General features: G+C 39.3%; 15 protein-coding genes and 1 riboswitch. Of the genes, 8 read left to right on the forward strand and 7 right to left on the reverse strand.

Features of this window, described 5'->3' with window-relative positions:
- Positions 1-486: 486 nt before the first annotated feature.
- The gene (selA, locus tag JOC76_RS13080) at positions 487-1,902 is read right to left on the reverse strand and encodes an L-seryl-tRNA(Sec) selenium transferase (RefSeq protein WP_205178235.1); all 1,416 of its coding nucleotides are present in this window, start codon (positions 1,900-1,902) and stop codon (positions 487-489) included.
- A gap of 190 nt (positions 1,903-2,092) precedes the next feature.
- Here selA and JOC76_RS13085 point away from each other — a divergent pair, with 190 nt between their 5' ends.
- A complete protein-coding gene (locus JOC76_RS13085; RefSeq protein WP_205178237.1) occupies positions 2,093-2,482 on the forward strand; it encodes an Hsp20/alpha crystallin family protein in 390 nt (129 codons plus the stop codon).
- Positions 2,483-2,570: 88 nt separating this feature from the next.
- Here JOC76_RS13085 and JOC76_RS30870 read toward each other — a convergent pair whose 3' ends face one another.
- Positions 2,571-2,777: an Rdx family protein gene (locus JOC76_RS30870; RefSeq protein WP_372441954.1), complete on the reverse strand. Its 207-nt coding sequence runs from the start codon at positions 2,775-2,777 to the stop codon at positions 2,571-2,573.
- Positions 2,778-2,951: 174 nt separating this feature from the next.
- Between JOC76_RS30870 and selD the strand changes: the two genes are divergently transcribed.
- Positions 2,952-4,007 carry a selenide, water dikinase SelD gene (selD, locus tag JOC76_RS13095; protein WP_372441948.1) on the forward strand — a complete coding sequence of 352 codons (1,056 nt, stop codon included), beginning with the start codon at positions 2,952-2,954 and terminating at the stop codon, positions 4,005-4,007.
- Between the two features lie 231 nt (positions 4,008-4,238).
- On the opposite strand, the gene JOC76_RS13100 is transcribed toward selD, so the two are convergent.
- The 3 genes from JOC76_RS13100 to JOC76_RS13110 form a co-directional block, all read right to left on the reverse strand.
- Positions 4,239-5,183: an L-threonine 3-dehydrogenase gene (locus JOC76_RS13100; protein WP_205178239.1), complete on the reverse strand. Its 945-nt coding sequence runs from the start codon at positions 5,181-5,183 to the stop codon at positions 4,239-4,241.
- Positions 5,184-5,261: 78 nt separating this feature from the next.
- Positions 5,262-6,464 carry a glycine C-acetyltransferase gene (locus JOC76_RS13105; RefSeq protein ID WP_205178240.1) on the reverse strand — a complete coding sequence of 401 codons (1,203 nt, stop codon included), beginning with the start codon at positions 6,462-6,464 and terminating at the stop codon, positions 5,262-5,264.
- A gap of 227 nt (positions 6,465-6,691) precedes the next feature.
- Positions 6,692-7,690, reverse strand: coding sequence for an NAD(P)H-dependent flavin oxidoreductase (locus JOC76_RS13110; RefSeq protein ID WP_205178241.1), 999 nt, complete (start codon positions 7,688-7,690; stop codon positions 6,692-6,694).
- 215 nt (positions 7,691-7,905) lie between these two features.
- A riboswitch (purine riboswitch) is annotated at positions 7,906-8,007 on the forward strand.
- A 118-nt stretch (positions 8,008-8,125) separates the two neighbouring features.
- Here JOC76_RS13110 and JOC76_RS13115 point away from each other — a divergent pair.
- Together JOC76_RS13115 and JOC76_RS13120 are read left to right on the forward strand one after the other, a co-directional pair.
- Positions 8,126-8,719, forward strand: a complete 594-nt coding sequence (locus tag JOC76_RS13115) for a xanthine phosphoribosyltransferase (protein WP_205178242.1) — start codon at positions 8,126-8,128, stop codon at positions 8,717-8,719.
- Positions 8,719-10,029: a nucleobase:cation symporter-2 family protein gene (locus JOC76_RS13120; RefSeq protein ID WP_205178243.1), complete on the forward strand. Its 1,311-nt coding sequence runs from the start codon at positions 8,719-8,721 to the stop codon at positions 10,027-10,029. The genes JOC76_RS13115 and JOC76_RS13120 overlap by 1 nt, the downstream gene beginning before the upstream one ends.
- 524 nt (positions 10,030-10,553) lie before the next feature.
- Here the strand turns inward: JOC76_RS13120 and JOC76_RS13125 are convergent.
- Positions 10,554-10,784: a spore germination protein gene (locus tag JOC76_RS13125; RefSeq protein WP_205178245.1), complete on the reverse strand. Its 231-nt coding sequence runs from the start codon at positions 10,782-10,784 to the stop codon at positions 10,554-10,556.
- Between the two features lie 392 nt (positions 10,785-11,176).
- Between JOC76_RS13125 and JOC76_RS13130 the strand changes: the two genes are divergently transcribed.
- The 3 genes from JOC76_RS13130 to JOC76_RS13140 are packed head-to-tail and all read left to right on the forward strand — an operon-like array spanning position 11,177 to position 14,486.
- The gene (locus JOC76_RS13130; RefSeq protein WP_205178247.1) at positions 11,177-12,082 is read left to right on the forward strand and encodes a putative selenate ABC transporter substrate-binding protein; all 906 of its coding nucleotides are present in this window, start codon (positions 11,177-11,179) and stop codon (positions 12,080-12,082) included.
- A gap of 14 nt (positions 12,083-12,096) precedes the next feature.
- On the forward strand, positions 12,097-12,855 hold the full coding sequence (locus tag JOC76_RS13135) for a phosphonate ABC transporter ATP-binding protein (protein ID WP_205178248.1): 759 nt from the start codon (positions 12,097-12,099) through the stop codon (positions 12,853-12,855).
- Positions 12,852-14,486 carry a PhnE/PtxC family ABC transporter permease gene (locus tag JOC76_RS13140; RefSeq protein WP_205178249.1) on the forward strand — a complete coding sequence of 545 codons (1,635 nt, stop codon included), beginning with the start codon at positions 12,852-12,854 and terminating at the stop codon, positions 14,484-14,486. The genes JOC76_RS13135 and JOC76_RS13140 overlap by 4 nt, the downstream gene beginning before the upstream one ends.
- Before the next feature lie 282 nt (positions 14,487-14,768).
- Here JOC76_RS13140 and JOC76_RS13145 read toward each other — a convergent pair whose 3' ends face one another.
- Positions 14,769-14,951, reverse strand: coding sequence for a hypothetical protein (locus JOC76_RS13145; RefSeq protein ID WP_205178250.1), 183 nt, complete (start codon positions 14,949-14,951; stop codon positions 14,769-14,771).
- Here JOC76_RS13145 and JOC76_RS13150 point away from each other — a divergent pair.
- The gene (locus JOC76_RS13150) at positions 14,942-16,108 is read left to right on the forward strand and encodes an MFS transporter (RefSeq protein ID WP_205178251.1); all 1,167 of its coding nucleotides are present in this window, start codon (positions 14,942-14,944) and stop codon (positions 16,106-16,108) included. The genes JOC76_RS13145 and JOC76_RS13150 overlap by 10 nt on opposite strands.
- Positions 16,109-16,123 lie beyond the last annotated feature (15 nt).

The following is a 16,123-nucleotide window of genomic DNA, read 5'->3' on the forward strand; positions in this document are numbered from 1 at the left end:
TTGATAACTTCGGATTTCCCTTATATATCAACACCTAAAGTTAAAGTGGAGACCTCACGGGGTCATCGCACTTTCCTTCTGAACATACCCAGCACATCACTTGATAAGTCCCTCTTAGTCGACTGGTTCTTTGGCTAAGAAGCATTGTCACTAGGACTTCCCGTTAATTCCGCACGGTCGCCAACTTATCTAGCCGTTGTACTTCACGCTTTCGCATTTGGGTCTGCTCATCCGACTACGGGTCTCTCGATTTTCCGCATCTCCTTCAAACACTACCTCACGATAATGCCCTAGATTAGTCTTCGTAGGTTATACCAGTATTCCTACGGGAGGATTTGCACCTCCGAGAAAATATACCTTCCAGGATTCGGGGTCTGTTATTACCGAAGTAACATGACCCAACCTTTAACAGTAAATCATGCTTGTGTAAAAGCAAAAGTGCGACTGCCCGTCGCACAAAATAGAAGCGCCTATTTAGGCGCTTCCTCACCCTTGAATCTTTATTAATGCCTCCAATAATATATCTTCTTCTTCTTCTAGAGAAACTGTTCGTAGGTCTAGCAATAATTCGTCTTTTTGAATTCGGGTCACAATCGCCGGTTTCGTTTCAGTACGTAATTTTCTGCTGACCTGTTCCGCGGTTAGCGTATAATGCTTTAATGCAATAACCGTAGACGGAAGGAAAACATCCGGCATGGTACCTCCGCCAACTTGGCTTGAATCCTGTATAATAGTTGCTTGAAAGTGACTCGATTTTTGTAATAATTTTGTAACGAATAATTGTGCTCTTTCGTCTAATTGTTGAATAGATACTAATAAATCACGAATCGTTGGGATATTTCTCATCGCTGAATCCCCTCGGGCATAATCCATCAATGTTCCTTCGAGAGCAGCCAATGTCATTTTATCAACTCGAACCACTCTTGCTAGTTGATGTTTTTTTAATTGATCAATGATTGCTTTTTTGCCAGCGATGATTCCAGCTTGTGGTCCTCCAAGGAGCTTATCTCCACTAAATGTTACAACATCTGTCCCCATGTCGATGACTTCTCTTACAACAGGTTCTTCGCCAATTCCATGTTTTCTAAAATCATACAGGGCACCGCTGCCAAGATCTTCGTAGAAAATAACGCCCTCTTGCTCGTTTGTTAACTTAACAAGTTCGTCAGTTTCAACCGTCTTGGTAAATCCCATTACTTTAAAATTACTCGTATGAACTTTCATAATTATAGCTGTAGTTGGTGATAACGCTTTTTCATAGTCATAAAGATGGGTCTTATTGGTTGTACCAATTTCCTTTAGGATGGCACCGCTTTCTTCCATAATCGAAGAGATCCGAAATGAACCACCAATTTCAACAAGTTGTCCTCTTGATACAATAACTTCTTTATCTTTAGCCAAGGCCCTTAACACTAGATAAACAGCAGAAGCGTTGTTATTAACGACCATTGCCGCTTCCGCACCCGTTATGTCCCTAATAAGTGCTTCAACATGACTATGCCGTGAACCACGCTCTCCCTCCTTAATATTATATTCAAGATTGGAGTAATTTCGCGCGGTTTCCACCACATGGGCAATTGCATTCTCGCTTAATCTGGCTCTGCCAAGGTTTGTATGTAAAATCGTCCCTGTGGCATTGATGATTTTTTCTAATGTAAAAGAATATTGATTTTGCACCTTATTTTCCAATGTTCGAAACAAATCATCGATAAATTGATGGGTGCCTGGCACCGAACCATTCCATTGTTGTTTTAGGATGGATTCTCTTGCTTGATCTAGTACCTCTTTTAATTGTTTTGTAAGCTGTGTGTAATCAAGTTCGGTTTTTTGAAGTAGTTGGGTAAAACTTTCGTGGTTTTGAAGCTCATGGATGGCTGGTAATGAACGTAACCATTCTTTCACGATAAAAATCTCCTTCTTTGACAGGCAATTGACAATATTGACTTTTCCAATGGATTCATTGCTGTTAAGCAGAATGACTCTATCATTTTTACAGCTCGTCCCTTGGTAAAAATTCTTTTCCTATTATATCATAACCGTTTCACATTTTAAGGCTGGAGCGAATAAAATGAACGAGCAAGGGGGATGAAATATGAAGAAAAAAAGTCCACAAAATCAAACCTTTGATTTTGCATTAGTGGAAAAGTGGCTGGAAAGCTATTTCTTAGATCCGTTAACATCTTATTACGATCAAACACAGTTTCAAATTGACCTGTTCGAAACCGATCAAGAATGGATTGTCGAAGCAAATTTAAGTGACTTTAAAGCATCAGATGTAAGAATTTATATAGAGTATAAAAAATTAACTGTCTCGGCACGCCCCCCTTCTCGCACCCATCTAAAACGGTCACGTTCGATTGAGTTTCCATTTAATATAACAGAACAGGACATATCTGCCGCATTTTCAAATGGTATTTTAGAGATTTTTATCTCTAAAACCAAAAAAGGATCAGGGAAAAATAGATATATCACAGTTCCTTAGGCATTTGTTTAAGGCGTGACTTTTTTTTCGTCTGGTTAACATAATAAAATTATGCATAAAGTAAAGCCCTCGTTTTTGAGGGCTTTTGTTATTTTGTTTTCATCATTTCAATCAATTCTTCTGTTTCTGGAAATTCACCTGTTTCGAGCTTGGAATACATTTTTTCCCCATTAACAGTTACCTCGAACGCCCCGCCTGAACTTGGAATCAGTTCTAGTTTTTGAATATCTCGATAAAAATGATTAAATAACTCTTCTGCGAAACTCGCAGCCTTTGGTGCGTAGTTTCATTGCATACAAAATTCAACAACAACATGATAGTTTTTCACGCCTTCACCTCCTATCTTAAGTGTTTCCTATATCTAGATAGTAAAAACATTTTATCGTTTCCCGAATAGGCTCTGCAAATGTTCTGCATGATGGGTGCGATTTGTACTTAAAAGAGGTATACTATGATAATGGAGGTGGACATGTTGAGTGAACAAGAAAAGATTCGCCTAACTTCTTTTTCCACAAAAGCTGGTTGAGGCTGCAAGATTGGTCCTGAGGACCTGGCGCAAGTTTTGCGTCAATTACCAAAACAAGAACCTGTCCCTGAATTAATCGTTGGACTGGATACATCCGATGATGCAGGGGTTTATAAATTAACAGATGACATTGCTCTCATCCAAACGGTTGACTACTTTACACCGATTGTTGATGATCCTTATATGTTTGGTCAGATTACCGCAGCGAATGCATTAAGTGATGTTTATGCCATGGGTGGTCAGCCGAAAACAGTTATGAATATTGTTGGTTTTCCAATTAAAAAGCTCGGTGCTGAAATGCTTTCTGAGATCCTTCGTGGTGCTGCCGATAAAGTAAAAGAAGCAGGCGCCATTACTGTCGGTGGGCATTCCATTGATGACCAAGAGCCTAAATTCGGTTTATCTGTAACAGGCATTATTCATCCGGACAAAGTTTGGAAAAATGTTGGTGCGAAGCCGGGCGATGTGCTGGTTTTAACGAAACCGATAGGTGTCGGGATCCTGACGACTGGTATTAAAAGAAGTGCTGTTACAGACGAACAGGAGCAAGTGGTAACAGAAACAATGGCCATGCTTAACAAAACTTCGTCAGAACTTTTGACCAACTATCAGCCGCATTCTGTAACCGATGTGACTGGATTTGGATTGCTTGGTCATGGAAGCGAAATGGCCCGAGGCAGTGGTGTGAGTTTTGAAATTTATTGGAGCCAAGTGCCCATTTTACACGGTGCGGTTAACTTAGCGGAAAATGGTGTTGTCCCAGGCGGTTCTAAATCTAATCATAAATGGATCAGCAACGATACGGCTTATGAGGATATATCTTTAGAAGAGCAGCTCGTCCTTTGTGATGCCATTACATCAGGAGGTCTCCTTGTTGCAATGGATGAAAAAGAAGCTAGAAGTTATGTTGACCAGCTCAAGAAGAATGGTATCGTTCAAGCGGCGATTATTGGTCGGGTGCTGGAGAAACAAGAAAAACTTATTTATGTAAAGAGATAAACAGCGGAGCTTAAATGCTTCGCTGTTTGTTTTTTTGAAGAAATATATTTTCTAATATTTGGTAAAAAGTCCATGAATCATGAAAAATGAGCCAATAATGTGAAAAAATCATCCATATTTACAATAAAATGAGCCAATCATTCTAAAAAATGAGCCATTTCAGCCGGAAAATGAGCCATAAGCAAAACTTATACCAAATAACCGAGCCCCTTTGGTCAAGACTTTAATAAATTATAACCTCTCCCTCAGCTTCTCAATCATATCTTTGGTCATTTTATCTAAATCATATTCATACTTGAAGCCCCACTCTTCACTAGCGGCACTTGCATCAATGGAATCCGGCCAGCTGTCAGCAATCCTTTGACGTGCAGGATCAACCTTATAATTAAGCTCAAACCCAGGTACCAACTTAGCAATACTAGCCGCAATATCCTCTGGTGCAATACTCATAGCTGTGACATTAAAGGAATTGCGATGCTTGAGCTTGGATGCATCTGCTTCCATCAGATCAATGATCGCACGCAAGGCATCTGGCATATACATCATATCCATGTAGGTACCCTCAGCAATATAAGAAGTATATTTTCCTTTCTTAACAGCTTCATAATAAATTTCCACAGCATAATCGGTTGTTCCCCCGCCTGGAAGAGCAACATTAGAAATCAGTCCGGGGAACCGTAATCCACGTGTATCAACACCAAACTTATAATAATAGTAGTCAGCTAGCAATTCTCCGGCTACCTTATTAACCCCGTACATGGTAGTTGGCCTCATGATTGTATCCTGAGGTGTATGGATTTTGGGCGTTGATGGTCCAAAGGCGCCGATTGAACTAGGAGTAAAAAATTGAGCCTTTAATTCCCGTGCCGTTTCAAGGGCGTTCATCAAACCACCCATATTTAATTTCCATGCAAAAATGGGATTTGCTTCTGCTGTAGCAGATAGCAGTGCAGCTAAATGCATAATGGTGTCAACCTTATATTTTTTAGCGATTTCCATCAGTTTGTTAACATCCGTCACATCAACCGTTTCAAAAGGACCACCTACGACAGCTTCACTATCATTCTTTTTAATATCTGTGGCAATGACTTGATCTGCTCCATAAATTTCGCGTAGCTTTAAGGTAAGTTCCGAACCAATCTGCCCCAATGCACCTGTGATTAAAATCCTCTTCATCACCGTTTCTCCGTCCTCTTCAAGAATAGCGTATTTTACTTTTTAATTAAGGATACGTTTCAACGGTGTGCAAAGTGTCTAGATTGACGATGAAATGACGCCCATTTCATTCCCGACTTTTTCATATATGGCGATGGCTTGATCAAGCATTTCCTTAGTATGGGCGGCAGTTGGCATATTGCGGACACGACCTGTACCCTTTGTTACCGTTGGGAACACAATCGCCTTTGCATAAACTCCTTCTTCAATAAGACGTTTACTAAATTGCTGTGTAAGTGTCTCCTCCCCAATGATACAAGGAGTTATTGGGGTTTCACTATGTCCAATATTAAATCCTAATTCTTTTAATCCCTTTTTCAGATAATCGCCATTTTCCCATAGTTTTTTGTTAAGTCCTGTGCTTTCCATTAAAATTTCAATCGAACTTTTGCTGGCTGCCACATCTGCCGGTGTTAAGGAAGTGGAAAAAAGGAATGGACGGCTGCGGACCTTCAGCCAGTCAATGAGATGTTTCTTTCCGGCCACATATCCCCCGACAACTCCAATTGCCTTAGATAATGTACCAATCTGAAAATCAATCTTATCAGAAAGTCCAAAATGTTTGACTGTTCCGGCCCCTTCTCCTAGGACACCAGAGCCATGAGCGTCATCTACGTAAGTGATTAAATCAAATTCTTGAGCAATTTTAACGATCTCGGGTAAAAGGGCAATATCCCCGTCCATGGAGAATACACCATCTGTTATCACCATGATTTTGTTATATTGACCAGATTCTTTCGCTTCTCTAGCTCTAGCACGAAGGTCCTCCATATTAGAGTGTTTGAATCGAATAATTTTTGCCTTGGAAAGACGGCAGCCATCGATAATCGAGGCATGGTTTAATTCGTCCGAAAGAATGGCATCATTATCATCCATGACAGCAGAAATAGCGGCCATATTACAATTAAACCCTGATTGGTAGGCAATAGCTGCCTCTGTATGTTTGAATTCAGCCAATTTTTCTTCTAACTCGACATGCAGCTTAAGCGTTCCATTGATTGTTCGTACAGCCCCTGCTCCCACTCCATACTTTTCAATTGCCTCTTTTGCGGCTTTTTTAAGTCTGACATCCGTAGCTAAGCCTAAGTAGTTGTTAGAAGATAGATTAATAAGTTCCTTGCCATTGATCGTAATAACGGGTCCGTTTGGGCTTTCTAATGGGTCGATGACATTATATAAACCCTTCCCCTGCAAATCTTTGAGATTTTCATTTAAAAATGTTTCTAAAATATGGCTGGACACAAAAATTTCCCCCTTTGTTGTGAAAAGTAACTATTCAAGTCATTTCTAAATTGCCTCTTTTTCGTTATATTGCTCTTTATACAATTTACAATTGCTTCTAAGAAAGGATGTCATATTTTTGATAGTAAATCGGGTTTTAAAGTGGTCATATGATGGCGAAAAAGAGGAGTATAAGAACAAGAAAAAGGAACCGTAAGTTGATTGGTTCCTTTTTCCTTACCTATTGATTAATTTACGCCTACACTCGATAGTTTTCCGGCGAAACCATTAATTTTTTGAAGTGCTTCCCTGTATTCTATTTCCAAACGATTAATAATATCTGCCGCTGATTCAATCCGATCAATGACCCCCACCCCATGTCCGGCGGACCAAATATCCTTCCACGCTTTGGCGTTGGTTTCTTTTTGCATATCGTCAAAGTTCACTTGGTCTTTCTTTACCAATTGCTCCGGGTTAAGACCAGCTTTTTTGATACTTGGTTTCAGCATGTTTGCCTTTACCCCAGAAAAGGCATCGGTTAAGATCAAATCCTCTTGTGTGGATTCAACCAGCATGTTTCGATATTCATCATTAGCCATGCTCTCTTTCGCTACAATAAAACGAGTTCCCATGTAAGCGAGCTCGGCTCCTGCAGCCTGCGCAGCTAGTATCCCTTTTCCTGTTGAGATGGAACCGGCAAGAATGACGATTCCATCCCAGAATGACCGCACCATATCAACAAACGCAAAGCTATTTATCTGCCCGGCATGCCCACCTGCGCCGCTTGCCACAAGGATAAGACCATCAACCCCCGCATCAGCGGCTTTTTTTGCAAATATCAAATCACTTACATCTGAAAATACCAATCCTCCGTATCCATGAACAATTTCGACAACATGTTTTGGACTTCCTAGCGAGGTTATCACTAATTGGGGCTTATGCTTTTTAATTAAATTCAGTTCATCCTGTAGGCGGCTGTATGAACTATGTACGACCATATTCATGGCCCAAGGAGCAATTTTTCGATTTGGATCTTTTACTCGTGCCTCCGCAAGCTCATCATTTAACTGTCCCATCCAATGATCTAGAACTTCGATAGGCCTTGCGTTAGGCGCAGGAAATGAGCCTATCACTCCATTTAAACAGCAGGTCTTAACCAGTTCGGTGCCTGACACCAAAAACATCGGGGCAGAAATGACTGGTAACCGCAATTGCCTCCACCAACTATCAGGTATTGATTTTTGCATGCAAAACCACTCCCTCTATTCGGAATATTCTGACTAAAAATCTGTAGTTTAATAGTACTCCAAAATGAATGAATATTCAATCATTGATTGAAATACCATAAAATTACTATGAAAGTGCTTTCTATAGACGAATAATGCACGGAAAATTTTAATTAATGTTCGTTTTTTGGTGAAAAAGTCATTGATTTCCTCTTTTATCATGTTATAATGTGATTACATAAAAGATAAGTTTCGCTCATATAATCGCGGGAATATGGCCCGCAAGTTTCTACCAGATTGCCGTTAACAATCTGACTATGAGTGGGTAATGTATTTGTCTATTTGTGCTTTTCTATTAATAATAGAAACGAAAAGCCCAATGGTCATTGCCTCACTCTAAAAGACGTGAGCAATGACCATTGGGCTTTTTTATTTTTTCAAGGGGGATTTATTAAAATGAGATTACTAGAGGAAAAAATTAAATCGGATGGAAGAGTGTTATCTGATCAAGTATTAAAAGTGGATTCCTTTCTAAACCATCAGATTGACCCTTTCCTAATGAACGAAATTGGAAAAGAATTTGCTTCACGGTTTGCCAATGAAGGAATTACGAAAATCGTGACAATCGAATCTTCTGGTATTGCTCCCGCAGTAATGGCTGGATTATATATGAATGTTCCTGTGGTATTTGCTAGAAAAAGAAAGTCTTTAACTCTTACAGATGACTTACTTTCTGCTTCTGTTCATTCATTTACTAAAAATGAAACAAGTGAAATTTCGATTTCTAAAAAGTATCTAGATCAAGACGACCGTGTTCTAGTAATTGATGATTTTCTTGCAAATGGACAAGCAGCACTTGGATTAGTGGATATTATCAACCAAAGCGGTGCCAAAGTGATGGGGATTGGCATTGTGATTGAAAAGTCCTTCCAGCAAGGGACAGAAAAACTGCAAGAATTAGGCTTAAGGGTAGAGTCGTTAGCCAGAATCGCATCCCTTTCCAACGGAGAAGTTCAATTTATCAATGAAAAAGTGGAGGAATTAGTCTAATGAAACAAAGTCCATTGAAAACAGCATCTTTAGGAATACAACATGTATTAGCAATGTACGCCGGAGCGGTGATTGTCCCTCTTATAATTGGCGGTGCCCTTCATTTATCTGGCAAGCAACTAGCTTATTTAGTTTCATTAGATATCCTAACTAGTGGGATCGCTACTCTTTTACAAGTTTGGCAAAATCGATACTTTGGAATCGGCCTTCCAATTGTTCTTGGCTGTACGTTTACTGCCGTTGGTCCGATCATTGCCATTGGCGGCCAGTATGGCATGGGTGCGATTTATGGATCGATCCTTGTTTCAGGTATCATTGTCATTTTAATTGCTTCATTTTTTGGAAAACTTGTTCGTTTCTTCCCGCCTGTTGTAACTGGTTCTGTCGTTACAATCATTGGACTTACCCTTATTCCTGTTGCTATGAACAATGTTGCGGGTGGACAAGGAAGCCCTGATTTCGGATCAGTCACAAATCTTTCTCTGGCTTTTGGAACATTATTATTCATTATTGTTCTATATCGTTTTTCTAAAGGCTTCATTCGTGCCATTTCTATTTTACTAGGGCTGATTGCTGGGACGATTGTCGCTGCACTTTTAGGAAAAGTTAATTTTTCAGCAGTTGGAGAGGCTTCATGGTTCCATATGGTTGCTCCCCTGCATTTTGCAGCACCAACGTTTGAATTAGCTCCAATTATTACGATGACACTTGTGGCAATTGTTAGTCTAATAGAATCATCTGGTGTGTACTTTGCATTAAGTGATATTACAGGAAAAAAGTTAACGGAACAGGATTTGGTAAAAGGTTATCGTGCAGAAGGCCTAGCAAGTATTTTAGGAGCACTATTTAATTCCTTCCCTTATACGACTTATTCTCAAAATGTAGGACTTGTTCAATTTTCAGGTGTTAAATCGAAAAATGTGATCTACACTACGGCTGGTATTTTAATTTTCCTTGGATTTGTTCCTAAGGTAGCAGCATTAACTACAGTTATTCCTACCTCTGTTCTTGGCGGTGCCATGGTAGCGATGTTTGGAATGGTTATTGCTTCCGGGATTAAAATGCTAAGTAAAGTAGACTTCACATCTCAAGAAAATCTTTTAATCATAGCTTGCTCGGTTGCTGTAGGTCTAGGAGTAACAACTGTTCCTAATCTTTTTGACGCACTTCCGGAAAGCGTGAAAATTTTAACAAACAGCGGAATCGTTGCAGGAAGTTTAACGGCGATTATACTCAATATCATCTTTAATGTGGCAAAATCTAGTAAGCAAAGCCAAGTTGTAAATAATAGAAATCAAAGCGTGGCATAAAGTTAAGATAAATCTATGTATATCTCGCATATTACTGCTTAAAATATGTCGATACGTGCCTACATTTTCTTAGCAAAAATGTACTTTTGAAGTGTTAGTAAAGGTTAAATGAAGAGGAAAATCAAGAAAATAAATATGCTTATTTCTGAAAATTATTTAGATAATTTTTCCTAGAAATATATGGCTATAATTCCTCTTTTTAACATATATAAAGATTTATATAATAAAGATACTAATTGCCCCCTTGAAATATACTTTTGACTCCATTTAGGGGTCTTTTTTTTTAGCTACCTCTCATAAAGTTAAGATAAAATTAAGTTTAAATAAGTATAGTATGAAATAAGATGATAATGTTTAAGTGAGAATAAACATTATCACTGATTCTCGTTTAAATTCTTCTTCTGAATTTAGACCTCCCAATATGGCTTAGCCTAGACCACTAAGCCCATTTTGACCTTTGATTTCGAATCAAAGGTCTTTTTTTATTTATATGTTTTATAGTTTCGGAAAAATTTTAGGCGGAGTTATTCTAAACTCCGCCTAATGATATCTAAAATTTCATTTAAACTAGTCTCACTTATAGGACTAGAACTCCCTCCACTACTTGTTGTGGTTGTGCTTCCCTGGTTACCAGTTCCAGAACCAGTTACGGTCTTTGTGATTGATATGGGAGCAATGGTAACAGCTCCACCAAAGTTTACAATTCCTCCGGATATAGTACCGATGCTAATTCCATCATGATTAACCGCAGCCAATAAAACACCTCTTCCCTTTTTTTCTATTATATGTACAAGCAAGGGTGCATGTATAAACATCTTCATTAAAAAAAGCCATGGAATAGATAGAAAATTAAACAGTTCTCCCGCCCTCTGAGTCAATTAAGCGGTGGAGAGCAAGCAAAGGTTTATGAAGATTGGGTATCTTGTCGAAGAATGGTCACAAATGACAGTTTAGTAAACCTAACCCCTGTAAGCAGGGGTTTTTCTTATATATAAACAAAAGGTTGGTGAAAGGAATAAGCTTCATTTATTAGGATTATCGATAGATATGGATAAAATAATCAGGTATTATGTTTGTTTAAGCCTATCTTGTTTTATATAATATAAAAGGCAATAACAAATAGAAATACTAAGAGGTGCGGAAATTTATGAAGAAATGGCTTTCTATTGTTTTATTAGCTATGCTAGTTTTCTCCTTAGCTGCATGCGGCACTCAAAAGGATAATCAAGCAAGCGACACAAAAAAAGAAACAACCAACACCAAAGAAGTTTTCAAAATTGGTGCAATTCCTGACCAAAATGCTTCTGATCTTAATAAAGGGATGACGGCAGTTGCTAACTACCTTAGTGAAAAAACCGGGCTGAAGGTTGAATTTGTTCCATCTGTTGATTACGCTGCTCTAGTAACGGCTTTCCAGCGCGGTGAAATTGATATGGCATGGTTCGGAGGGTTAACAAGTGTACAAGCAGTCAGCCTCGTACCGGGTGCTGAAGCGTTTGCGCAAAGACCAAGAGATGCTGAGTTCCACTCCGTTTTCATTACCCAACCAGGGTCAGGCATTACAAAATTAGAAGATTTAAAAGGGAAATCATTCACATTCGGTAGTGAAAGTTCAACTTCAGGACACTTAATGCCACGTTATTACTTATCAGAAGCTGGGATTGATGCAAGCAAAGACTTTGATGGAAAACCAAACTTCTCGGGATCTCATGATGCTACTTATAAATTAGTAGAATCAGGTGCATTTAAAGCAGGCGCTTTAAATGAAGCAGTTTGGCAAGCAGCTGTCCAAGAAAAGAAAGTGGATACAAACAAAGTGAAGGTATTCTACACAACACCTGCTTTCTATGATTATAACTGGACAATCAACAGCAATGTTGATGATGTTTTTGGAAAAGGTTCTAAGAAAAAGGTAGAAGATGCCATTCTTTCCATTACGACGAAACAAAAAGACATAACCGATTTCTTCCAAACGGATAAATTTATTGAAACAAAAAATGCAAATTACCAAAAGATTAAAAAGGTAGCAAAAGAATTAAACATCATTAAGTAGTAGGTGTCATAGAAATGTCTTCAAAAAATAAGATTGAAGCCAACAATTTAACGAAACACTTTGAGCGGAAGATAGCCTTATCTTCCCTTTCTTTTACCATAAAACAAGGCGAATTAATCGCATTAATCGGACCAAGCGGAGCTGGTAAAACCACTCTGCTTAATTCGATTGCGGGGCTTGTGCCCATCTCAGGAGGAGAACTCCTGATTGATGGGCAGCCCCTTTCTACTTTTAAAAAAGGAAAGGTCTTTGCGAAAAAGGTTGGTGTGATTAGACAACAATTTGATTTAATCGGTCCACTTGCTGTAATTCATAATGTTTTAGCAGGAAAACTTTCAGACTGGGGAACCTTTAAGTCCCTTTTTTCATTACTAATACCTCAGGAAAAGGATATTGCGCTGAAAGCCTTAAAACGGGTCGGTCTTCCTGAAAAAGCGTATGAAATTACCTCTACGTTATCAGGGGGGGAACAGCAGCGTGTGGCGATGGCAAGGTTATTGGTCCAAAAGCCAGAAGTAATTTTGGCAGATGAACCAGTTGCTTCTTTAGATCCTGCAAGAGCGGATGACATTTTAGCGATGCTAACGAAAATAGCTGCTGAGGAAAAACAGACTTTAATCACAAGTCTTCATTCTGTAGAATACGCAAGAAAATATTTCAACAGAATTATCTCAATGAAAAATGGTGAGATATTTTTTGACCTACCAACAGAACAAGTGTCCGATGAGCTTTTAGCTGAGTTATACCAAATCAAAAGTGGTGGAGTAGTATGAGGTTAGATCGCTTATTTCGATTGCATAATCGTTTTTTCCTCTCTCTTCTACTTATCGCTATTTTTGTCTGGAGTCTTTTTGCAATTCAATGGAATGCCGATTTATTTCACTCCGGTGGGATTCCAACATTAATTCAAATCTTTGAGGGTCTTTTTCATCCCGATCTCTCCCCTGAAGTACTATTGCTCGGACTTCAATCATCCTGGATTACATTGGTGTATGCTGTTGCCGGGATGTCTTTAGCTATACTCTATGCCTTTGTAGTTGGTATTCTTGCTTCAGGAGTTTTGTCGTCTTCAAAGACCTCAAAATGGATCTCGAAAGTATTTTTTAGAGGAATTTTAGGCTTTACCCGTTCAATTCATGAACTTATATGGGCATGGCTGTTTGTGGCAGCTGTTGGACTTTCCCCTTATGCGGCCATCTTTGCTATCGCCATACCTTACGGGGGAATTTTAGGACGAATATTCGCTGATATGCTAAATGATGTTTCAGAAGAACCAATAAAGGCCTTAAAATCGTCAGGTGCTTCTAAGCTGCAAACCCTTTTTTATGGGTACCTCCCTTTAGTTTGGGCAGATATGATTAGCTATACTATGTACAGGTTTGAGTGTGCCATTCGTTCTTCAGCAATTATGAGCTTTGTTGGCCTAGGCGGATTAGGTTATCAAATCCAGCTTGCGCTACAGGATTTAAGATATGATCGGGTTTGGGCGTTTGTGTTTTTTCTAATAGTGCTCGTCATTTTAGTAGACCTATGGAGTAATTTTGTTCGAAGAGTCTTTACAGAGCGTAAAAAACGGCGTGGTATTAGCACTGGATGGTATTCGGTTATCCTTACCTTTGTGTTAATTATTGGCTCATGGGTATACATTGCTCTTGGAGAAAACGCGCAATTTTTTGAGCTTTTTTCCGATAGAAATTTGACAGCGGCAAGTAGATTTTTCAGCGGGCTTCTTGGGATTGGGATTGATCATCCGGCGTATCTTGATGAGAAAAGCTGGGCTGCGGCCTTAAAACTAACACTTGAAACATTGGAAATGAGTATTATGGCGATTGGGTTTGCTACCATTGCCGCTTTTTTAACGGTCGTTCCGGCGGCTAGGAGCATCGCCAATGGAAAACTAACTGGGGCTAGAAAGTGGTACAATTGGCCGCTATATGGGGTAGTTCGACTTGCTTATATTTTTTCAAGGGCCGTTCCTGAGTTAGTCTGGGCAATGATGATTATCTTTATCTTTAAACCTGGTCTCTTACCCGGAGCTATCGCCCTTGCCCTCCATAATTTTGGGATTTTAGGCAAACTTTGGGCTGAAGTGATAGAGGACATGGACTCCCGCCCAATTCGAAATTTAGCATCAGCTGGTGCATCTAAGATAGAAAGCTTTTTTTATGGTATTCTTCCAAGTGTCATGCCTAGGTTTCTCACTTATATTCTCTATCGCTGGGAAGTGATTATGAGGACCACCATCGTGGTTGGATTTGTTGGTGCAGGTGGATTGGGGATGAACTTTAAACTTGCGATGAGCTTTTTCGATTACACGCAGATTACCTTGCTTCTATTGTGTTATATGATTCTTGTTATCATTGCTGACTTTGCTTCCGAGAGCACTAGAAAGGCAGTTAAATAAGAAAAGCGGAAGCGCCTGTTTAGCAACGTATGGACTGGAGCCCATCGACTGAGATAAAGGAAACACAAAGAGCGTAAGCGATTTGATGTTGACTTATCGTAGGGAGATGGGTGAAGTACACTAGTTGCTAGGCGCTGGAGCTGGACAATTCTCAAAACAAATTTTATATTTTTTATCTTTCAACAAAACACATCTTCCTGTTAAGATGTGTTTTTTTATCTTCTATCAATCACTATCTTATCGCTATTAATTTGCTAGCATATTGTTATCATCAAGCAACTGCTAGTTAGCTTCGCTTTCTATCATAACTTTCAGCTGTTTTGCTTTACGAACAAGTTTCCCTCCAAACAATTTGCATACCATTTGCAACAAAGGAAATAATGGATTTAAAATGCTTGTTTTAGCACCTAATTTTCCTTTATTCTTACCTAAAATTCTAAGGGGAGTGAGATTCATTGGAAACAAAAAAAGCCCTACCTATCTTATTTCTGGTCATGTTTTTAGTGATGGTTGGATTTGGAATCATCATTCCTGTTTTACCTTTCTATGCGCAGGAAATTGGCGCAAATCCAACTGAATTGGGTTTGCTAATGGGCGTTTATTCGCTTATGCAACTAATCTTCGCTCCAGTTTGGGGTCAAGTTTCCGACCGTATTGGAAGGAAACCAGTCATGATGCTTGGAATTGCCGGACTTGCTATCTCCTTTTTTATCCAAGCGATATCGACTCAATTGTGGATGCTGTTTGTGGCAAGAATTTTAGGGGGAATCCTTTCTTCTGCTAATATGCCCACTGCGATGGCCTATGTAGCGGATATTACAACGGAGGAAAATCGAAGTAAAGGTATGGGCATTGTAGGTGCTGCTACAGGTCTTGGATTTGTGTTTGGTCCGGCAATTGGCGGTATTTTTTCAAAAATCAGCTTAAATATGCCCTTTTATCTTGCAAGTGGATCTTCCTTTATTACCTTATTCCTCGTATTCATTCTAGTAAAAGAATCAAAACAGAAAGGAAACGAAACCGGACAGAAAAGACCATCTCTTTGGAAAGCTCTTAGTGGGGCGACCTCTATATTATTTTTCGTTCAATTCCTGATTTCATTATCCCTTTCAGGATTGGAAGCAACGTTTGCTTATTTTGCTGCTAAAAAAGCGGGTCTTGACTCCATTCAATTAGGATACATTTTCATGATTATGGGCTTCGGCAGTGCCCTCGTTCAAGGCGGATTGGTCGGCAGATTAACGAAGAAATATGGGGAAATTTCAGTTATTCAAGGAGGCTTGATCGTCTCTGCGGTCGGTTTTGGGCTAATCCTTTTGGTGCATAGTTTTACAACCGCAGCCATTTTCTTAACCATTTTTGGATTAGGAAACGGCGTAATCCGTCCTAGTGTCTCTTCTCTATTGACCAAGTCTTCTAATGAAGGTCATGGACGAGCGACCGGTTTATTATCTTCATTTGATTCATTAGGCAGAATCATAGGTCCCCCTCTTGGCGGATGGTTATTCTCTTTAACGATTGGACTTCCGTACCTTTCAGGGGTTGTCATAACCATCGCTGCCTTCGTTCTATTTCGTATCTTTCGTCCACAGATTAATCTGGCGAAAATAACGAATTCCTAATTTAAAAGGCATATG

This window comes from Neobacillus cucumis (genome assembly GCF_016908975.1).
Taxonomy (GTDB): Bacteria; Bacillota; Bacilli; order Bacillales; family Cytobacillaceae; genus Neobacillus; species Neobacillus cucumis.

Bases quoted from the DNA above. Each gene is read 5' to 3' on its own strand.
- JOC76_RS13085 (WP_205178237.1), top strand. From the start codon at position 2,093: ATGAAGAAAAAAAGTCCACAAAATCAAACCTTTGATTTTGCATTAGTG.
- JOC76_RS13100 (WP_205178239.1), bottom strand. From the start codon at position 5,183: ATGAAGAGGATTTTAATCACAGGTGCATTGGGGCAGATTGGTTCGGAA.
- JOC76_RS13110 (WP_205178241.1), bottom strand. From the start codon at position 7,690: ATGCAAAAATCAATACCTGATAGTTGGTGGAGGCAATTGCGGTTACCA.
- JOC76_RS13115 (WP_205178242.1), top strand. From the start codon at position 8,126: ATGAGATTACTAGAGGAAAAAATTAAATCGGATGGAAGAGTGTTATCT.
- JOC76_RS13120 (WP_205178243.1), top strand. From the start codon at position 8,719: ATGAAACAAAGTCCATTGAAAACAGCATCTTTAGGAATACAACATGTA.
- JOC76_RS13130 (WP_205178247.1), top strand. From the start codon at position 11,177: ATGAAGAAATGGCTTTCTATTGTTTTATTAGCTATGCTAGTTTTCTCC.
- JOC76_RS13135 (WP_205178248.1), top strand. From the start codon at position 12,097: ATGTCTTCAAAAAATAAGATTGAAGCCAACAATTTAACGAAACACTTT.
- JOC76_RS13140 (WP_205178249.1), top strand. From the start codon at position 12,852: ATGAGGTTAGATCGCTTATTTCGATTGCATAATCGTTTTTTCCTCTCT.